Origin of the sequence: Variovorax beijingensis (assembly GCF_003951285.1) — a bacterium.
GTDB lineage: Bacteria > Pseudomonadota > Gammaproteobacteria > Burkholderiales > Burkholderiaceae_C > Variovorax > Variovorax beijingensis.
Window position 1 is genome coordinate 145,457 of sequence record NZ_RXFQ01000004.1, and the last position, 16,777, is coordinate 162,233.

Below are 16,777 nucleotides of genomic sequence, written 5' to 3' on the forward strand. Positions count from 1 at the left end.
TTTATCATTCCATTTCACGTCAAAAGAATGGAAACCTCAATCATGCCCTCCAATCTCAAGGCGGCATATGTCAGCTGCTATGTTGCTGGCGATAACTACATCGAGGCCTCGGAAAAATCGCTTAAAAAGCTTATTTCAGACGGACTTCATCCAGAAGAAATTTTGCAACCAATTCATGTAATGGATTCGAAGGACTGGACTCGACACGTCGATGAAAAATGGAATGCATTTTCTGCATCTTTGCCTACTCAAGCCGAATTTGAGAAGGCAATCAAAGAGGGTCAAATTGTGTATGGTCCATTTGGCTCATACAGCTAAAGGCTAAATTTTCATCGAAATTGATTGCAAAAGTCAGCTTATCTTCAGGTATCCAATCGACGCGCCGATTCCTTTTGCTGCTCGTGCCTAGCAATCTAAATCTTCTCCTCCAATTTGACTATCTTCAAGTCCGGGTACGGCCGTTCCTCGGGCAGCTCGGCATATGCCGCGCTTATTTCTTGGGCCAGAACTAATGAATGGACGCGATGAGCGAGCGCGGTTGCATCGGTAATCTTTCGAATCCACTGTCGCACATATAGCTCTACCGCGTCCTTATTTAGTCCAATTTGAATGGCACGATGCTCAAGCGGTTGCAAGAGCACATCACGCTCCGGGTCCCATTGGATACGCACGGGTGAATTGCTCTTCAACTTGACCCACTCCTCCTTGCTCATGAACCTATCGGGGTGGCTCAAGCAACTGTTGGATAGAGCCCACTCGAACCCTTCGCGCGTAATGTCGATCGCCAGAATGCGCTTCTGATCCTCGTCCTTCAATCCCCAGCCGGACCGATACATCATCCAAAGAAAGGAGGGCTTGATCCACGTCATTCGCTCCATCTTGAATGGTGGCGAAACGAAAGTGCCGTGAGCCAATGCAGAATCGGCTATCTCATCCGAAAACGCTTGGTAGACCCGAATCGTGCTGGCGTCGTATGTCGCGCGGATTTGCTGGTGGGGAATAAGGCTGGCCTTCGGATGGCTCGCCGTGTCAGGCGAGAGTTGCTTAAGGCGTTCAAGCAGGCGTGATTCGATGACAGTCATGAGGAGGTTCCTTTCTCGGGAAAGCGGCTCTTCGGTTGTACCTCAGGTCTTGCTCGACGCTCAGCTTTGTAACGCAAAGGCCTCGATACGGCGGGTATGCAGGGCCCGCTGCTCCTTCGGCCACTAGAACTGCGATTGCACGCGCGAGTACTAAATGCCGTTGGCAGTGCATTGGGAGACAGCCTTGCTGGGGCAACGGAGACCATCCGCTACACCTACAACATCGAAGGCCTGCTGGCACGCACCTACGACCGCACCACGGGCCAGGACGCCCGCTACGAGTACGACCTGGCCGGCAACCGCGTGCGCGAGTGGTTCGCCCAGGGCGGCGTGGTCTACAAGGACAACCACATCGCCTACGACGCCCTGGGCCGCATGCGCTGGGTGGCCGACGGGCGCGCGTTCGTGAACATCGAGTACGACAAGGTCGGCAACCGCACCCGCATCAAGACCCACGTGCTCGACCAGGACACCAGCCTGGACAGCGACCTGTACTTCCAGTACGACGCGATGAACCGCCAGACGGTGGTCAACGCGGTCGATGCCGCCGGCAACCTGGGCGGCCAGGGCCACCGCATCGCCTACGACCACAACGGCAACCGCACCAGCGACACCTGGTGGGGCAACCGCGTGCTCACGGTGGACGGCCAGAGCCAGATCATCGGCTACGACGAGGCCGGCGCGGCCATCTACAGCACCACCGCCAAGCAATACGTCACCAGCCAGGGCTACACCACCGAGGCCTACCGCTACGACGCGCTCGCTCGCCTGGCCAGCGTGGTGCGCGACGGCGTGCAGACCGACGTGCGCCTGTACGACGGCGCCAGCCGCGTGGTGCAGACCGGCCCCGCGGGCACCCTGCCCGTGGGCTATGTCAACGCCCTGCTGGGCACCACCTGGAACGGCCAGACCCTGGCGGGCACGGGCAGCGAGACGCGCATCAGCGCCTACAACGCCAACGGCCAGATCACGCGCTAGGACGTGTTCGACAGCCAGAAGCATCGGAGGCTGGTCGCCACGCCGTGTTGCCAACGCAAGCCTTTGCGATGATCGAGATCACCGGCACCGCACTCGCACTACCCTTCATCAACCGAAGGCTTTGCCCACACCCAACTCCGCGCGACAATCCACCCTGCGGCGGCCGCACCGCTTGCGAATTTCCTGCCTCGACACCTCGCCAACCGTGAATGCTCGATGCACAACAACCAACCGAAGACCGATCGATGCAAAGCTCAGAACTGAATTCGTTCGATGCCCTGATGTCCAGCGCCATGGCAGCAAGCCAGGTCAATGACGGCCCGCAAGCCATCGATTTGTTCCAGCAGGCCAGCGCTGCCGACCCGGGCGCCGCCCTGCCCCAGTTTCTGCTGGGTGCGGAGTTCGCGGCGCTGGGCGACATGACGCAGGCCGAAGCCGCTTTTGCCAATGCAACGCGGCTGGCTCCTGGCTTCCCGATGGCTCGCTACCAGCTCGGCCTTCTGCAGTTCAGCTCCGGCCGCGCAGCCATCGCGCTGCTCACCTGGCAGCCGCTGCTCGATCTGCCGGCTGCCGATCCCCTGCCGCATTTCGTCAATGGCTTTGCGGCCCTTGCGCAAGACCGTTTCGACGAAGCCCTCCGGCACTACGAACAAGGGCTGGCGCTCAACACCACGAACGAAGCACTGTCGGGCGATATCGAAAAAGTCGTGGCTGGCATCAAGGCCCTGGTCGAGAGTTCCGCCGCCGCGGCGCCCGATGCCGGCACGGCCGACGACGAGGCCTCGAACCACGTGCTGCTGGCCAACTACCATCAGCAGGGCCGCGCGCATTGATTGATCTGCAACGCATCTGCACGCCTTGGCCATGATCGATCCAACGACGCAGCTCGCCGCGATGATTCGTGCGCAGTTCGGCGCGCAGTTTCGGGCGCAGGCCCAGGCCAGGGAGCGCGGCGTGGCCGGGCGCGAAGCCCCCCACGATGCGCGGACAACGGCCGGCGGCAAGCTGCAGCCGCAGTCGCCCTCCCCCGCATCGAACAGCAGCGACGCAGAGATCCAGCAGATGGTGGCGCTGCGCGTACGTGCGCTGTCGCCAGACGATCCGCAGCGGCAGCGCAAGGCCTTCCGGCTGTTTCTCGAATCGGTGCTGATGCAGGCGTTCGGCCGCGAGCGGCTCGACGACAGGGGATTCGACCAGATGGTCGACGCGGTTCTGGAGCGGATGGAAGGCGATGCCGAGCTGCACGCCGCCTTGCGCGAAGCGGGCGATCTTCTGCTGGCGGATGCACAGCCTGGGCCAGGCCCCTCGCGCTAGCGTTTCGGCCGGCGCGGTCGCGATCGCGACCGCGCGCGAATCAATCCATCAGTCGTTCGCTTCCGGTGGCGCATCGGACGATGCGAACAGGTCGCCCATGTCCCCGCCAAGCGGGCCGGGTCTTCCCCCCATCAAGCGCCGCGCAAAGCGCTGCACGTCCTTCGCGTCCTTGACTTCGCCGCTCAGCAGCGCCTGGGCATAGCGCCCCGACAGGTTGGCCTTGTCGAGCCGCAGTGCGAACTCGGCGTGCTCTTGCGCTTCCGTGCGCAGCGACTGCATGGCCAGCACGACCGCGAGGCCGCCGTGGCTTTCCGCAAAGTTGCGGTCGAGCACCAGCGCGGTCTCGAAGCTCTCGCGCGCACCCGCCAGATCGCCCTGCAGGATCTGCGTCCATCCCAGGCCATGCCAGGTGCCGATGTGCTGCGCCATGACGGCCAGCGCCTGCCGGAAAGCGCTGTGCGCACCGTTCAGGTCGCCCGCCAGCAAGGCGGCAAACCCGCGCGTCGACCAGGCACGGCCGTCACCCGGATGGCGCTGCAGGGCGGCATCGGCAAACTGGCTGGCGCCAGCGGCATCGCGTGCGGCCAGCGCCAGCGAGGCCTTGGTGACAAAGGCCTCCACCGGCTGCTCGGCAGGTGTTCCCGCGGCAAGGCTGGCATTCGACCAGCGCTCGGCGGCGGCAAAGTCCGAGGCGTCGATGGCGATCAGGCTTGCAATGCCTGCCGCCTGCGGATCGAGCCGGCCTTGTTGCTCGGCGCCAGCGGTCCAGGCCATTGCACGCTCGAGCTGGCTGTCGTGATGCAGCGAACGCAGCCACAGCTGCTGCAGGGCGCGTGCCGCAACGGGGGCATCGCTCGTCGACGGCGCAGCCTGCGCCTCGAGCGCCGGCGCAAGGCGAGTGACGCATTCCGCGTGGCGGCCTCGCCTCAGTTCGATGAAGGCCAGGTTGTGCAGCAGCACGTCTGCAAAACCGGGCGGCGGCTGGGGCGTGCCGGCCAAGGCCTCGAGCACGGCCAGCGCCTCGTCGTAGCGTTGCTGGGCGAGCCAGAAATCGCCTTCGCGCAGGCGCCATGCCAGCGTGTCGGCCTGCAGCGATTGGGCATGCCGCAGATGAAATTCCGCGCGCTCCCATTCACCGCAGGACAGCGCAGTCTCGAAGGCATCGATGAGCAGCGCATTGTTCGACGGGTCTTCGCGCAGAAAGCCGTCGAGCCGGTCGAGGCGCCGGAGCGCGGCCACGACGCGTGGATCGTCCCGCAGCGAGGGGGAGGCAGCAGTGGTTGCGGTGGTGTCTGTCATGGGAAGGAATGAATGGGGTTGTCCGGGCCAGGCGCTCGTGTCACCACGAGACGTCCAGGCGTCCATCTTTGCTCAGCAACTCGCGCAGGCGCAGCAGCCCCTGGCGGTGCAACTGCGAAACGCGGCCGCGCGTGACTTTCATGAGCGTTGCGATTTCGTCGAACGGCACATCTTTCAGGTAGTGCTGGTCGATGACCGTCTTCTGCTGTTCGCTGAGCCGGTCCAACAGGCCGCGCAGCACGGTGCCCAACTGAAGGATCTCGGTCTTGCGGAAGTAGCTCACTTCGGGCGAAGGTGCGCAGGCGTGGTCCTGGTCGTCGAACGCCTCGGCGTCGACCATGCCGGTGCCTTCGAGCAGCACGCCCAGCGCAATGCCAATGCCGACTTCAGCCAGGTACTTGAAGAGCTTGTCAGGGCTGCGCGGCGACGCGGCCGCGCCTGCCTCTGCCTTCTCGCCCGTTTCTTGCGCCTCGTCCGCGGCCGCTTCCTTGATTGCGTCCATCCGCTCCTGGCGCAGGCGCATCCTGACGTTGATCTGCTGGTTCTTCTCGGTGAGGCGGATCAGCCCGTTGAGCATCGAGCCTTGCAGGCGCTTGTTGGCGAAGGTCTTGAACTGCGCCCCCTGGGCCGGGTCGAAGCGGTCGATCGCCTCGATGAGGCCGATGCGCGCAAGCTGCAGGTAGTCGTCAAACTCGACGTCGTCGTGGGTGCGCCGCCCGTAGAGGGTGGCGGCCATCATTCGCGCATAGGGCAGATAGTGCCTGACGAGTTCGTCGCGCACGGCGTCGTCGCGGTCCTTGCGCCAGCGCTCCCAGAGCGCGCCTGCGAGGTCGGGCGACGCAGGCACGGCCTCGGCAGGCGCAGCCGCATCTGCGGCCAGGCCGAAGAACGGCTGGGCAGCGGGCGGCGGTGCGGAACTCAGGCGTGACATGGCGCGATTCGGTGCGGCTCGGTACGGTGTGCGTCAGTGAAAGCTGCCCACCAGGGCCTTGAGCACGAGGCTCCAGCCATCGACCAGGATGAACATCAGTATCTTGAGCGGCAACGCAATGGTGGTCGGCGGCATCATCATCATGCCGAGCGCCATGAGAATGCTCGATACGATCAGGTCGATCAAGAGGAACGGCAGAAAGATCACGAAACCGATCTGGAACGCCGCACGCAGCTCCGACAGCATGAACGACGGAATGAGCTGAACGTTGCTGATGTCTTCCATCGACTTGGGCGTGGGCGCCTTCGACAGCTCGACCATCAGCGCCAGGTCGGCCTCGCGCGTCTGGCGGACCATGAACTCGCGCAGCGGCGCAATGCCCTTGCCATAGCCGTCCTGCATCGAGAGCTTGCCTGCCATGAAAGGCTCGAACGCATCCTGGTTGACCTTCTGCAGCACCGGGGACATGGTGAACAGCGTCAGAAAAAGCGCAAGGCCGATGAGCACGGTGTTGGGCGGCGTCTCGTTCATGCCGATGGCATGGCGCAGCATCGACAGCACGACGATGATGCGCAGAAAGCTGGTGAGGCAGACCAGCAGCGCGGGCAGGATCGCCAGCACGGTGAGCCCGAGCACCACGCGCAGGGCCTGGGCGGTTTCGGTGGCTGGCGTGGCAGCGGCCACGACCGGCGGTGCAACCTTAGCCGTGGACCGGGGCCGCGGTGGCGTGGCGGCGGGCAGCGCAGGCCTTGGCGTAGAAGGCGGCGAGGCCGAGGTGGGCGGCGCGGTTGTCGAGGTCGCCTCTGCCGCAGGGGCGATCTCCGGTGCGGCTTCGGCCGCCGTTCCGGGCGCAGGCAGGTTCGCAGGCTCCGAGGAACTCGTCTCTTCGGGCGTCTGCGCCATGGCGTTGCCGGCAGGCCAGCCGATCAGGCCAGTCATCAACAGGGCCACGGCAAGAACCAAACACCACAGCCGCGGCATGCGAGGGCCGCACATGGGTGCCGCGTGCATCATCGAATGTCCCCGGGCACCAGCGGCGCGGCTTCATCGCCGCCCACGGACGATGGAGACTCCGCAAGCACCTGGATGGATTGATCGGTGCACCCCAGCAGCAGGCGCTTGCCGTTCCACACCACCACGTGAAGGCTGTGGCGCGGTGACAGGTACGTGCTCGACACGCGCTGAATCTCGGCGGACGACCCCGTATCGAGCAGGCCGCCGAGCCGGGGCCACCAGCTGCCGGTTGGCTTTCCCGTCGACCTGGCCTTTCGGCGCACCGCGACCACGCCGTACGCCAGCATTGCGCCCACCACAAGAATGGCGACCCACCAACGCTCGCCCGCGTCCGAGTCCAGCGCGCCCGGCGGATCCCGCTTGACCGGAATGCTGGACGGCAAGCTGGTGCTGCCGCTCGATGCAGCTGCGCCGCCCTGCCCTTGCTGCGCACTGGCCGGCACGGCGCACAGCAGCCCCGCCAGGACGGCCAAGCACGCCAGGGCCCACCGGCACGCGACGGCTCGATGGGCCGCGGAAAACCGCGGCTGCGCTCGATTCATCCCTCAGCTTCCCGACGTCAGGCCCAGCGCCACCGGCAGTTCGGTGATGCGAACCGCAAAGTGCCCGTCGACCGCCACCAGCTGGCCGCGCGCGACCACCTTGCCCTCGATGGTCAGGTCCACCGGGTGGTCGATCTCCCGGTCGAGCCGCAGCACCTGGTGCTCCTTGGCACCGAGCAATTCGCCGACGGAAAGGCTGACCTCGCCCACGCAGACCTGCAGCCTGGCCTTGATCTGGTGAAGCGGATTCCAGTCCTTGAGGATCGACGCATCGCCGCCCTGGTTGGCGGCATCGCCCTCGCCGCCGGCATGCAGGTCCGGCAGCGCAATGATCTGCGCGGTGGGCAGGTTGCCCGCGCCTTGCGCAACGCGCGTCCTGCCCTCGCCCCGCGTTTCGACTGCGCCGGTGGATGCGCCGACACGGTTGTCGGTGGCGGTTCCTTCCAAGGCTTGGGTCATTGTTCTCTTTCCTTCGATTGTTGAGTGTTCATGCGCAGGCCCGTGCCTGCTGCGGGAGGAGCGGACACGGCCAGCTCGATGGCCATTCGCCCGTCGCTTTGCCCAAGCCAGCCGTCGCATACCCGCCCACCATCTGCGCCGACCACGTGCGCCGGGGCATCGAGCAGATGCTCGAGCGGAACCACGTCGTCGACCCGCAGCTCCTGAAGCTGCCCCAGGTTGAGCTCGGCCCCCTTGAGCATGACGCGCAGCGCCACGCGCCGATCGGCCAGGGCCTGGTCCAGAGGCTCTTTCGGCAACAGGTGATCGCCGGAGCGCAGGGGCGGCCTGGCTGCCGCCGGCTCGCTTGCGAGCACGGCTGCAACGGCACCATGCGGCAAGCCGAGCCGCCAGACACCGCCGCACCATGGCCAATGCACGCTGAGCGCGCCGGACCAGGGATTGGAGAGCGCGTTGCCTTCGCGCGAGCCTTCGGTCTGCTGAGGCTCGAGTCCGAATCCCGCCAGCAAGACTTCGATGCGGCGCAACCAGTCGGCCCAGGCGGCCCGCGCGACAGCAGTGGCGATCCGGGCGGTGCCTTGCGCCGATCCAGCGGCTCCGCCCGCGTCGGACGCGAACATGCGGCCGGCAATGGCGCGCAGCGCTGCGGCTGATGCGTCGGGCGCCGCAACTGTCATGGCTTCGAGGCCCGGCAAGCTCGCAGGCACGCGGCGCTCCGCTGCGGCAAACGCCCAGCAGGCCATGTCTTCCGACGCCGCCAGTCCGGTGGTGCGGCCGGGCTCGTCCACGTGGATTTCCGGTTCCGCCGGCAAATCCTCGCGCGCGGGAAGCCACTCGTCGCTCCACGCCCGATGAAGCGCGGCAAGCCGCAGGCGCAGCGCCTCCTTTTGGCTGCCTTGCCAGCTTCGCAGGGGCCGAGCCCTGCGCGCCGACTCGGCAAGATCGAGAAGTGAGGAGTCGTTCATTTGCTCTTCATCGAGAACAGTTCCTGCAGCATGTCGTTGGCCGTCGAGATGATTTGCGAACTGGCCTGGTAGCCGCGTTGCATGATCACCAGGTCGCTGAATTCCTGCGACAGGTCGACGTTCGAGATCTCGACCCGCCCGGCGCTGACCTTGCCAAAGGCGCCTTCGCCCGCCACGCCCAAGTGCCACGCGTTCTCGTCCAGCTGTTCGAACTGGTTGTCGCCCAGCGATCCCACGGCGTCGGGCGAGTCGAAGCGCGCAAGGGCCAGGCGCGCACCCTTGACGGTCGAGCCATTCGAATAGTTCAGCGTGAGGTTTCCGTCGGCATCGAACGTGGTGCCGCTCAGCGCGCCCGGGCCAATGCCGTCCTGCGAATCGACCTTGAGCGAGGTCTGCCCCGCAAAAAGAACGACATCGGAACTGAAATCCAGCGTCAACGCCATCGGTGGCTGCCCCGCCGGGGCATAGGCCGCTTGCATCTTCGCGGTCTCGGGTGTGGGCTTGCCGCCGACAAATACCATCTGCCCGGTGCTCACGACCGTGGTGCCTTCCATGAGCTCGACCTTCATCGTGGTGCCGCTCTGGGTCGCACTGACGACCGAGAATTTCATGGTCAGCGTGTGGCTGGCACCGCTGGCATCCACGACGGCGATGCCGCCGATGGTCTGCTCGGTGACCGTGTTCGACAGGTTGCCCGAAAACTCCACGCGGGAAGTGGGACGGCCCAGGCTCATCATCTGGCCCGCCAGGGTGATGGCCACCAGGCCGCCGCGGTCGTCCAGGCCCATGACCTTCTCGCCGTTGACCCGGCTCACCAGCGTGCCGTCGGCATCGAACTTGAACTGGCCGGCCCGCGTATAGGTGGTCTTCCCGTTCGCGTCCTGCAGGGCGAACAGGCCCTGGCCGTCGACGGCCATGTCCAGGTCGTTGCCGGTCTGGCGCAACTCGCCTTGCTTGAACGACAGCGATGTTCCGGCCGTGCTGAGGCCAAAGCCGACCTGGTCCCGGTTCTGGCTGGTGCTGCCGCCGCCCAGGTTGCCGCCGCTGTAGAACATGTCGGCGAACTGGAGGCTGGAGCTCTTGAAGCCCGGCGTGTTGATGTTGGCCGTGTTGTTGGCAATGACGCGCAGTCCGCGCGAATAGCCCAGCAGCCCGGTCATTCCGACATAGATGGATTCAAGCATGGGTCATCCTTCGAAGTTTGAGGCCGCTGCGCTCAGCGCACGGCCGCGAGCTGGCTCAGCGAGATGTTTTCCAGCATGGCGCCTGCGGCCGTGCGAACGGTCAAGAGAGGCGCATCGCCCGACAGCGAAAGCGCGCTCACCGTGCCGGTGACGGCGCCGGTCGGCGTGTTGACGTCAACCGTCTTTCCGATCAGTCCCACCGACTGGAGCGCGGCCTGGTTGGTGATCAGCGTCTCGATCTTGTTGTTGAGCTGCTGCGTCTGCTCCAGGCTCGTGAACTGCGCCATCTGCGCCATGAACTCCTGGTTGTCCATGGGCTTCAGGGGGTCCTGGTAGGTGAGCTGCGTGAGCAGGATCTTGAGGAAATCCTCCATGCCCAGGCTGCTGGCCTGGAGGTTGGTTGCAGCGGAACCGCTAATTGCATCGATGGCCATCACGCCTCCTTGGGGTCAATTGAATCGAACGTACTTGAGTGGCTGTCGCCCGGCATTGCGACGCCGTCGCGCCAGACCAGGCGGCCGTTGCACACCACCTGATGCAGGCGCTGGCCGCGCTCGCGCATGCCGCGCTCGAGGTCGGACACGAGCCGCGGCAGCATCGAAACCAGCGTCTGGTCGTCCGCGCGCATGGCGATCCAGACGGCCTGCCCGCGCAGCCTCGTTTCTTCATGCAGCCGAAGCGGCGCAAGCAAGGTTTCGGCTGCCGCCTGGGGCGCTGCCGCGGCATCCGCCGCCTCGTCCTGCGAAGCGGCGGCCTCCGGGGCAGAAGCCGCAGCGGCATGCGGCGCCAGGCGTTCGAAGGTTCGAACGCCGAGGCGCAATCTGCTTTCCGCGGCCGAATCGAACTCGGGTACGGGTTGCCGTTCCACAAGAGCTCTTGCCCCCGGGCCCTGCGCCGGAAGGCCCGCAACCGTTTCGCCGTTGAGGGACATCCACGGGCTGCCCTGCAAAGCCGGTCGCAAGGCGGCCACCGATACGCCAAGGGCTGGCGGCAGCGTTTTTTCCTGTGCGGGACCATGGCTTTTTTCGCGGTGCTGTTCGCGGCTCTTGTCCTGGGGGCTTTGCTGCGGCCTCTTGCTGGCAGGCGCCGAAGCCTCCTGCGTGTCCGCCGCGCCCGGCTTGAACCAGCCTGCCAGCTGCGCCCGTTCCATCTCGCGCTGCCAGGCGAGCTGCCGCTGCGCCGCCTCGTCGCCCGTTGCGGCTGCCTGCGGCATGTTGCGCCGCGCCGACAAAGCCGTGCCGGATGGCGCTGCGATGTTGTCGGCGGGCGTCATTCGCCTGCTCCGGTCGCAGCGTGTGTGAAAGCCGCCCGTGCAAGCCAGTCGCGGTCCTGCTCGTTGCTGGCGCGCTGGCGCACTTCGTCCGCGTATTCGGTCAATGCATTCTCCTTGTGCCGGGTCAGCCCCTCGAGGCGCATCTGCTGCTCCAGGCACTCCCGGCGCAAGCGGTCGCGGGCCAGGCGCTGTTCCTCGCGCTGTGCATCGAGTTGCGCCCACTGGCCGCGCAGCTGCGCCAGATACGCCAGGGTCCGCCTGTGAGCCGCGGGATCGAGGCGCTCGAGCAGCGCCTGGCCGACCGTCCGGGCCTGCTCGTCATGCGTCTTGAGCATCTGCGCCATCCGCGCCTCGGTGCCGGCCAGCACCTGCTGAGCCTGCGCGAGTTCCGCCATCGACTTGTCCAGCCGCCACTGCTGCCGCTGGCGAACAGGCTCGAGCGAATAGACAAAGCCGCGCACGTCGACGTCGCGCACCGCCGCGGAGGGAGCCGTGGTGCTGGCACTCATGGTTTTGCAGCCGGCGCCAGGATGGCGCGCAGGTCGTGGATCGCTTCCATGCGGCCCACGCCACCCACGCTTTGCCGCAGCCATGCCTGGAGCCCGGGCTCGGTGTCGATGGCCCGGTCCAGTTCGGCATTGGCACCCTTCTCGTAGGCACCGATGTCGATCATCTGGCGGTTGCGCTCCAGCACGGCCAGGTGCTGCATTGCCGCCACTGCCAGCGAGCGCTGGGCCTCGTCCGCCAGTTCGGGCATGAGGCGGCTCACGCTCTTGAGCACGTCGATGGCCGGGTAGTGTCCGCGGTGCGCCAGTTGCCGTGACAGCACGATGTGTCCGTCGAGAATGGCGCGCAGCGCATCCGACACCGGCTCGTTGAGGTCGTCGCCCTCGACCAGCACGGTGAGCAGCGCGGTGATCGACCCGCCGCCTGGCGCCATGCCGCAACGCTCGCAAAGCTCCGGCAGTTCGGCGAACACCGAGGGCGTATAGCCGCGTGCGGTCGGCGGCTCGCCGGCCGAGAGCCCCACTTCGCGCCGTGCCATGGCAAAGCGGGTGATCGAATCCATGGTGAGCAGCACGTTTCGGCCCTCGTCGCGAAAGTACTCCGCGATGGAGAGCGCCGCATAGGCCGCGCGCAGCCGGGCCAGCGCGGGCTGGTCGGAGGTCGCCACCACGACGACCGAACGCGCGAGGCCTTCCGGTCCGAGCTGCTTCTCGATGAACTCGCGCACCTCGCGGCCGCGCTCGCCGATGAGCGCGATCACGTTGATGCCGCCGCTCCCGTCCGCGCCGCCCTGCGCCTTGACGTGACGCGCCAGCAGGCCCAGCAGCGTGCTCTTGCCGACACCGCTTCCGGCAAAGATGCCGATGCGCTGGCCCTGCCCCAGCGTCAAGAGGCCGTCGATGGCTCGAACCCCCGTTTCCAGGATGCGCCGGATCGGCGGGCGTTGCATCGGGTTGATCGGCGCCGCCTTGAGTGGCCGGCGCTGGATTGCAACTGGCTTGGGCAGACCGTCGAGCGGCTCGCCGAACCCGTCGATCACGCGGCCGAGCATGGCGGGACCCACGCCTATTTGCGAATCGGCACCGAGCGCATGCACTTCGCAGCCTGCCGCAATGCCTTCCACCGGCCCATAGGGCATCAGCGTGACCCGGCCGGGCTTCAGGCCCACCACCTCGGCCAGCACGCTGGCCGGCGCCGCGCCGCCTTCTGCCGGGCCGCCATGCGAGCGCACCATGATCCGGCACAGCTCGCCCACGGCGGCATCGGGCCCGAGCGCGTCGATGGCCAGGCCCTGCATCTCGCGCACCCAGCCGATACGCCGACGCAGATCGGTACCTTGTAGTGCCTTGCGGCTCGCGGCGAGCACGTTCATCTCAGGAGCCCTGCGATCGCAGCGACGCGCGGGAGTGGAGCAGCAGGTCCCGCAGCGCATGCAGCTGGGTTTCGAACCTGGCATCGAGCCCGCCTTCGGGCGACTGCAGCACGCATCCGCCCAGCGCGATGTCCGGGCTTGCGATCCACTGCACGTCCTCGCTGCCCCAGCGGGCGGACGGCGCATCGCGCTGCGCCCTCTGGAGCGCCGCCAGATCGTCAGGGTGCAGATGCACCGCCACCAGCCGGCGGCTGCGCAGCCCGCCGACGGCATGCTCCAGGTGCGCCTGCACCGCCTCTGGCGTTGCGGCGCGTTCGCCCAGAATCCGGCAGACGGCCTCGAAGCAGAGCGCCAGCATGTCTTCCTGCGCGGCGGCCAGGCGCGCTTCGATCTGCGGCGGCAGCGCGGCGATCAGGTTGTCCAGCGTCTGAACACGCGCCTGGTAGGCCGACTGGGCTTGCTGCTTCAGTTCCTGCGTCAGCCGATCGGCATGCTCGCGCAGTTCCTGCTCTGCTTTCTCGGCCGTCTGCGTGGCCAGTTGTCGAGCCTCTTCTGCGCTGCGTGCACGTCCCTCCGCGATGCCCTTGGCAAGCCCTTCTTCGTAGCCGCGCCGGGCTTCGTCGCCGGGTTGCATGGCCACCGCGGCAGCATGGGCCTGGGGGAGCCCGTGCCCTGCAGCGGCCGTGCCTCCCTCTTCCGGTTTGCGCGCAGGCTGGACCGGCACCAGGTTCGGCGCCGGAGCCCGTACCTGCAACGGCTGCACGTTCGGTCCGCGGCTGCGCGGCCGCGTCAGCGCAACCTGCCCCTGCATGACGACGTCGCGCAACACCACGCTCGGCCGCGCGGGCGCGCCGGCGACGGGCTCGGTCGCCGAAGCCGGTTGCGGCGGCATCTTGTCGGTCATGCGCCGGCTCTCCAACGCGCCCCGCGGCCACGCAGCAGCCGGTCGAACGAATGCTTCAGCTTTCGCCACGGCTTTCCCGCAGGCCCGCGAGCGGCGACTGGCCCGCGCACTTGCGTTGCGACCGCTTCGATCAAGGCGGCGCGCATGGCTGGCGGCGTCGAGTCTTCGGCACTCATGGCCGACAGGGCGGCATCGACGCGCCGCCGCTGCGCCGGCTCCAAAGCGGCCAGCAATTCCTCCCGCCACGGCCAATCGGCCAGGTGCAGCCAACGCGCGATCAAGCCGGGTGGCTCGGCGCGCAGGCACTCGACCAGCTCATGCACCTGCGATCCCTCGAGTGCCAGGAGAACCGCCTCGTCCGACAACGGCAGCGACGGCGGCTGCGGCGCACCTGCCGTGGCTTCCGCGATCAGCGTCGGGTCCCGCTCCATCCCCAGGGCCTCCAGTTCGGCCAGCAGCCCCAGCAGGCCTTCCCGCTCCGACGGCGCGAGGGCGTTGAGCATCCATGCCCGATCAGCGGGCGCCATGGCGTGCAGCAGCAGCGCCGCATGGCGCGCGCCGCCGGTTTCAGGCAAGCCCGTGCCCTCTTCCCCGTTCGACGACGGACCGTGCCGGGGGATCATCAACTGGGCCTCCTCGCTCCGGCCGGGCCGGGTGCCGCGGGGTTTCCGGCAGGTGCGGAGGACACCGGCTCGCGCATCCAGTCGCGCACCCGGCGCAACGCCGCCGCGCGCTCGGCTTCCGAAAGCGGCGCCGCTCCTTGAGGCGTTTCACGCACCGCCACACCACGCCGTCCGGCGCGAAGCAGCCACACGGCCAGCATTGCAATCAAGCCGCCACCCAGCAGCCACTGCACGGGCGTTGGACTGGCCTTGTCCAGCGAATTGGCTGAAACCGGCGCTTCGTCCGATTCCTCGGGCGCCAGCGCCGCGTGCGATCCGTCCGCTGCTCCGGCGGCGGCATCAGGCGCCAGCATCGCGCCGCCAGCCAGGGATTGCACGACGATCGTGTCCCCGCGCTCGATGGATGCACCGGCCGCGGCGGCAATCACCTTCCGCAATTGATCTTCCTGTCCCGGGTCCAGCGTCTTGCGCACCACGGCAACCACCTGGATGCGCCGGATCGATCCGGGCTGGCTGACCACCTGCTCCACGCGCCGGCCCACCGCGTATTCGACGTCGCGCTGCGCACTGCCGCTGCGCGGTCCGCCCACGTCGCCGGCCCTGGCGTCGAGCGCCGCGCCGGCGTCGCGCAGCACTTCCCGCTCGCGCACGACGACCCCGGTCGACTGCAGGCCCGAGCGCGTGGCCGCAGGCAGCACGTCTTCCGTGGTCGTGCGGATCTGGTCCATGTTCAGCATCACGTCGACACTTGCCAATGCCTGCCCTGCGCCAAAGCTGCGATCGAGCACGGCCGCGACCTTGCGCGACAGGTAGGCCTCGGTGTCGCGCTTCAGATCGAGCCGCGCGCTGCTCGTTTCGAGTTCGGCGCTGTTGCCTTCCGCCCGGGTGAGCGCCACACCATGGCTGTCGACAATGGTCACGTCCTGCGTCGCCATGCCCGGCACCGCGGCGGCCACAAGGCGCTGAACACCGGTCACCTGCTCGGCGCGCAGCGTCTGCCCTTGGCGCAGGGTCAGCGTGATCGATGCCTTGGCCTTCGATGTCGCCTGCTTGAACAAGCCCTGCTCGGGCAAGGCCAGCAGCACGCGCACCTCTCGCACTTGCGACAGCGACTGGATCGTGCGGGTGAGTTCGCCCTGCAGCGCGCGCTGGTAGTTGATCTTCTGCGCGAATTCGGTCATGCCGAAGTCGGTGTTGTTGAACAACTCGAGGCCGACCGTGCCCTGCAGCGGAAGCTCCTTGCCCATCAGCTTGATGCGGGTGGCGTGCACGGTGGCCTTGTCCACCAGGATGGACGTGCCGCTGTCGCCCAGGCGGTAGGGAATCTTGAGCCGATCGAGCTCGGTGGTCATGGCCTGTGCATCCTGCGGCTTCAGGTCCGCGAACAGCACCTGGTACTCGGTGTGGAACACCCACCATGCCGCAGCCGACATGCCCAGCACAATGGCCAGCACTCCCCCGACCAGGCCGATGCGCGCGCGCTGCGTCAATCCTTGCCAGAAGTTCATATTGGCATCTTCATGATGTCTTGGTAGGCCTCGAGCAGGCGGCTGCGCACCTGCATCATCATCTGGAAGGACACGCGGCTTTCCTCGAGATTGATCATGAGCTGGTGCAGGTTCTGCGCATCGCCGAGCGCGAGCTTCTGCAGGTCGACCTGGTTCGAGATGAGCTTGCTATTCACCTGCGAGATGCCGTCGGACACCATCTGCCCGAAGGAACCGGCAACCGATTCGCCCGTGGAGCTCGAGGCGCCTGGCAGCATGCCCGGCACGGCGCCCGCGACCGATTGCGATTGGGCTGCCGCCACCAGCGATTGCGCCTGCGCCGACAGTGAGGACAAGGCCTCGATGGGCAAGAAAGCCGTCACGCGTTGCTCCCGATGTCGAGCGCCCTGAGCGCCAGCGTGCGCGCGGTGTTCATGGCCGAAACGTTCGCCTCGTAGGCGCGCGTCGCGCTCATCATGCTGACCATTTCGGTGGCCGTATCGACCGCCGCGTATGCGACGTATCCGCGCTCGTTGGCCAGCGGATGCCCGGGTTCGTAGACGAGCCGCGGCGGCGCGTTCGTCGGCACGACGCGCACGAGCGGGCTGCCTTGCACGGCATCCGCCGCATCCAGCCCCTGGCTGACGAGCGCCCCGAATGCGGCGGCGCCCTCGCTGCCCGGCGACCGGGCTTCGGCAATCACGCGAAGCGGTTGATAGCTGGTGCCGCCAACGCCCTGCACGGTGTTGGCGTTGGCCAGGTTGAGCGCGGCGACATCGACGCGGGTGCGCTCGATGTTCATGCCGATGGCGCTGATGGCAAAGGATTGGGTGTAGTCCACGG

Annotated in this window: 21 protein-coding genes; 4 read left to right on the plus strand and 17 right to left on the minus strand. The window is 66.8% G+C overall.

Annotated elements, in window-relative coordinates:
- The first annotated feature begins 42 nt into the window (after positions 1-42).
- Positions 43-318, plus strand: coding sequence for a hypothetical protein (locus EJO66_RS08020; protein ID WP_206168838.1), 276 nt, complete (start codon positions 43-45; stop codon positions 316-318).
- Positions 319-413: 95 nt separating this feature from the next.
- Here the strand turns inward: EJO66_RS08020 and EJO66_RS08025 are convergent, their stop codons facing one another.
- Positions 414-1,082: a DUF4291 domain-containing protein gene (locus EJO66_RS08025; RefSeq protein ID WP_125964942.1), complete on the minus strand. Its 669-nt coding sequence runs from the start codon at positions 1,080-1,082 to the stop codon at positions 414-416.
- 171 nt (positions 1,083-1,253) lie between these two features.
- Between EJO66_RS08025 and EJO66_RS08030 the strand changes: the two genes are divergently transcribed.
- From EJO66_RS08030 to EJO66_RS08040, 3 genes are all read left to right on the plus strand, one after another.
- Entirely contained in the window at positions 1,254-2,060 is an 807-nt protein-coding gene (locus EJO66_RS08030) for a hypothetical protein (RefSeq protein ID WP_125964943.1), read from the plus strand.
- Positions 2,061-2,269: 209 nt separating this feature from the next.
- The gene (locus EJO66_RS08035; protein WP_240648540.1) at positions 2,270-2,893 is read left to right on the plus strand and encodes a tetratricopeptide repeat protein; all 624 of its coding nucleotides are present in this window, start codon (positions 2,270-2,272) and stop codon (positions 2,891-2,893) included.
- 31 nt (positions 2,894-2,924) lie between these two features.
- Positions 2,925-3,374, plus strand: coding sequence for a hypothetical protein (locus EJO66_RS08040; RefSeq protein WP_125964944.1), 450 nt, complete (start codon positions 2,925-2,927; stop codon positions 3,372-3,374).
- Between the two features lie 48 nt (positions 3,375-3,422).
- Here the strand turns inward: EJO66_RS08040 and EJO66_RS08045 are convergent, their stop codons facing one another.
- From EJO66_RS08045 to flgC, 16 genes are all read right to left on the minus strand, one after another.
- Positions 3,423-4,673 (minus strand): tetratricopeptide repeat protein, encoded by a 1,251-nt coding sequence (locus EJO66_RS08045; protein ID WP_125964945.1) that lies wholly within the window; start codon positions 4,671-4,673, stop codon positions 3,423-3,425.
- Positions 4,674-4,713: 40 nt separating this feature from the next.
- Entirely contained in the window at positions 4,714-5,604 is an 891-nt protein-coding gene (locus tag EJO66_RS08050; protein ID WP_125964946.1) for a sigma-70 family RNA polymerase sigma factor, read from the minus strand.
- Positions 5,605-5,637: 33 nt separating this feature from the next.
- Positions 5,638-6,543, minus strand: a complete 906-nt coding sequence (gene fliP, locus EJO66_RS08055) for a flagellar type III secretion system pore protein FliP (protein ID WP_240648541.1) — start codon at positions 6,541-6,543, stop codon at positions 5,638-5,640.
- 71 nt (positions 6,544-6,614) lie between these two features.
- Positions 6,615-7,091, minus strand: a complete 477-nt coding sequence (locus EJO66_RS08060) for a flagellar biosynthetic protein FliO (RefSeq protein ID WP_164547787.1) — start codon at positions 7,089-7,091, stop codon at positions 6,615-6,617.
- A 72-nt stretch (positions 7,092-7,163) separates the two neighbouring features.
- Positions 7,164-7,619 (minus strand): FliM/FliN family flagellar motor switch protein, encoded by a 456-nt coding sequence (locus tag EJO66_RS08065; protein WP_125964948.1) that lies wholly within the window; start codon positions 7,617-7,619, stop codon positions 7,164-7,166.
- Complete coding sequence (locus EJO66_RS08070) at positions 7,616-8,584, minus strand: FliM/FliN family flagellar motor C-terminal domain-containing protein (RefSeq protein ID WP_125964949.1); 969 nt, start codon at positions 8,582-8,584, stop codon at positions 7,616-7,618. The genes EJO66_RS08065 and EJO66_RS08070 overlap by 4 nt, the downstream gene beginning before the upstream one ends.
- Positions 8,581-9,768: a flagellar hook protein FlgE gene (locus tag EJO66_RS08075; RefSeq protein ID WP_125964950.1), complete on the minus strand. Its 1,188-nt coding sequence runs from the start codon at positions 9,766-9,768 to the stop codon at positions 8,581-8,583. Before EJO66_RS08075 ends, EJO66_RS08070 begins: the two co-directional genes overlap by 4 nt.
- Before the next feature lie 32 nt (positions 9,769-9,800).
- Positions 9,801-10,202 (minus strand): flagellar hook assembly protein FlgD, encoded by a 402-nt coding sequence (locus EJO66_RS08080; RefSeq protein WP_125964951.1) that lies wholly within the window; start codon positions 10,200-10,202, stop codon positions 9,801-9,803.
- Positions 10,202-11,041 carry a hypothetical protein gene (locus EJO66_RS08085; RefSeq protein ID WP_125964952.1) on the minus strand — a complete coding sequence of 280 codons (840 nt, stop codon included), beginning with the start codon at positions 11,039-11,041 and terminating at the stop codon, positions 10,202-10,204. Before EJO66_RS08085 ends, EJO66_RS08080 begins: the two co-directional genes overlap by 1 nt.
- On the minus strand, positions 11,038-11,550 hold the full coding sequence (locus tag EJO66_RS08090; RefSeq protein WP_125964953.1) for a hypothetical protein: 513 nt from the start codon (positions 11,548-11,550) through the stop codon (positions 11,038-11,040). The genes EJO66_RS08085 and EJO66_RS08090 overlap by 4 nt, the downstream gene beginning before the upstream one ends.
- Complete coding sequence (locus EJO66_RS08095; RefSeq protein ID WP_125964954.1) at positions 11,547-12,920, minus strand: FliI/YscN family ATPase; 1,374 nt, start codon at positions 12,918-12,920, stop codon at positions 11,547-11,549. Before EJO66_RS08095 ends, EJO66_RS08090 begins: the two co-directional genes overlap by 4 nt.
- A gap of 1 nt (position 12,921) precedes the next feature.
- On the minus strand, positions 12,922-13,824 hold the full coding sequence (locus EJO66_RS08100; protein WP_125964955.1) for a FliH/SctL family protein: 903 nt from the start codon (positions 13,822-13,824) through the stop codon (positions 12,922-12,924).
- A complete protein-coding gene (locus EJO66_RS08105; RefSeq protein ID WP_125964956.1) occupies positions 13,821-14,447 on the minus strand; it encodes a hypothetical protein in 627 nt (208 codons plus the stop codon). The genes EJO66_RS08100 and EJO66_RS08105 overlap by 4 nt, the downstream gene beginning before the upstream one ends.
- Positions 14,447-15,955: a flagellar basal-body MS-ring/collar protein FliF gene (fliF, locus tag EJO66_RS08110; protein ID WP_125964957.1), complete on the minus strand. Its 1,509-nt coding sequence runs from the start codon at positions 15,953-15,955 to the stop codon at positions 14,447-14,449. Before fliF ends, EJO66_RS08105 begins: the two co-directional genes overlap by 1 nt.
- Positions 15,952-16,317 carry a flagellar hook-basal body complex protein FliE gene (gene fliE / locus EJO66_RS08115; protein WP_125964958.1) on the minus strand — a complete coding sequence of 122 codons (366 nt, stop codon included), beginning with the start codon at positions 16,315-16,317 and terminating at the stop codon, positions 15,952-15,954. Before fliE ends, fliF begins: the two co-directional genes overlap by 4 nt.
- Positions 16,314-16,775 carry a flagellar basal body rod protein FlgC gene (flgC, locus tag EJO66_RS08120; RefSeq protein ID WP_125964959.1) on the minus strand — a complete coding sequence of 154 codons (462 nt, stop codon included), beginning with the start codon at positions 16,773-16,775 and terminating at the stop codon, positions 16,314-16,316. Before flgC ends, fliE begins: the two co-directional genes overlap by 4 nt.
- Positions 16,776-16,777 lie beyond the last annotated feature (2 nt).

Excerpts from the sequence above, each read along its gene's own strand:
- EJO66_RS08045 (WP_125964945.1), bottom strand. The coding sequence starts at position 4,673 with ATGACAGACACCACCGCAACCACTGCTGCCTCCCCCTCGCTGCGGGAC.
- fliF (WP_125964957.1), bottom strand. The coding sequence starts at position 15,955 with ATGAACTTCTGGCAAGGATTGACGCAGCGCGCGCGCATCGGCCTGGTC.
- EJO66_RS08085 (WP_125964952.1), bottom strand. The coding sequence starts at position 11,041 with ATGACGCCCGCCGACAACATCGCAGCGCCATCCGGCACGGCTTTGTCG.
- EJO66_RS08050 (WP_125964946.1), bottom strand. The coding sequence starts at position 5,604 with ATGTCACGCCTGAGTTCCGCACCGCCGCCCGCTGCCCAGCCGTTCTTC.
- EJO66_RS08035 (WP_240648540.1), top strand. The coding sequence starts at position 2,270 with ATGCTCGATGCACAACAACCAACCGAAGACCGATCGATGCAAAGCTCA.
- EJO66_RS08070 (WP_125964949.1), bottom strand. The coding sequence starts at position 8,584 with ATGAACGACTCCTCACTTCTCGATCTTGCCGAGTCGGCGCGCAGGGCT.
- EJO66_RS08095 (WP_125964954.1), bottom strand. The coding sequence starts at position 12,920 with ATGAACGTGCTCGCCGCGAGCCGCAAGGCACTACAAGGTACCGATCTG.
- EJO66_RS08040 (WP_125964944.1), top strand. The coding sequence starts at position 2,925 with ATGATCGATCCAACGACGCAGCTCGCCGCGATGATTCGTGCGCAGTTC.
- EJO66_RS08105 (WP_125964956.1), bottom strand. The coding sequence starts at position 14,447 with ATGATCCCCCGGCACGGTCCGTCGTCGAACGGGGAAGAGGGCACGGGC.
- EJO66_RS08075 (WP_125964950.1), bottom strand. The coding sequence starts at position 9,768 with ATGCTTGAATCCATCTATGTCGGAATGACCGGGCTGCTGGGCTATTCG.
- EJO66_RS08090 (WP_125964953.1), bottom strand. The coding sequence starts at position 11,550 with ATGAGTGCCAGCACCACGGCTCCCTCCGCGGCGGTGCGCGACGTCGAC.
- EJO66_RS08080 (WP_125964951.1), bottom strand. The coding sequence starts at position 10,202 with ATGGCCATCGATGCAATTAGCGGTTCCGCTGCAACCAACCTCCAGGCC.
- EJO66_RS08020 (WP_206168838.1), top strand. The coding sequence starts at position 43 with ATGCCCTCCAATCTCAAGGCGGCATATGTCAGCTGCTATGTTGCTGGC.
- EJO66_RS08065 (WP_125964948.1), bottom strand. The coding sequence starts at position 7,619 with ATGACCCAAGCCTTGGAAGGAACCGCCACCGACAACCGTGTCGGCGCA.
- fliP (WP_240648541.1), bottom strand. The coding sequence starts at position 6,543 with ATGACTGGCCTGATCGGCTGGCCTGCCGGCAACGCCATGGCGCAGACG.
- EJO66_RS08025 (WP_125964942.1), bottom strand. The coding sequence starts at position 1,082 with ATGACTGTCATCGAATCACGCCTGCTTGAACGCCTTAAGCAACTCTCG.
- EJO66_RS08100 (WP_125964955.1), bottom strand. The coding sequence starts at position 13,824 with ATGACCGACAAGATGCCGCCGCAACCGGCTTCGGCGACCGAGCCCGTC.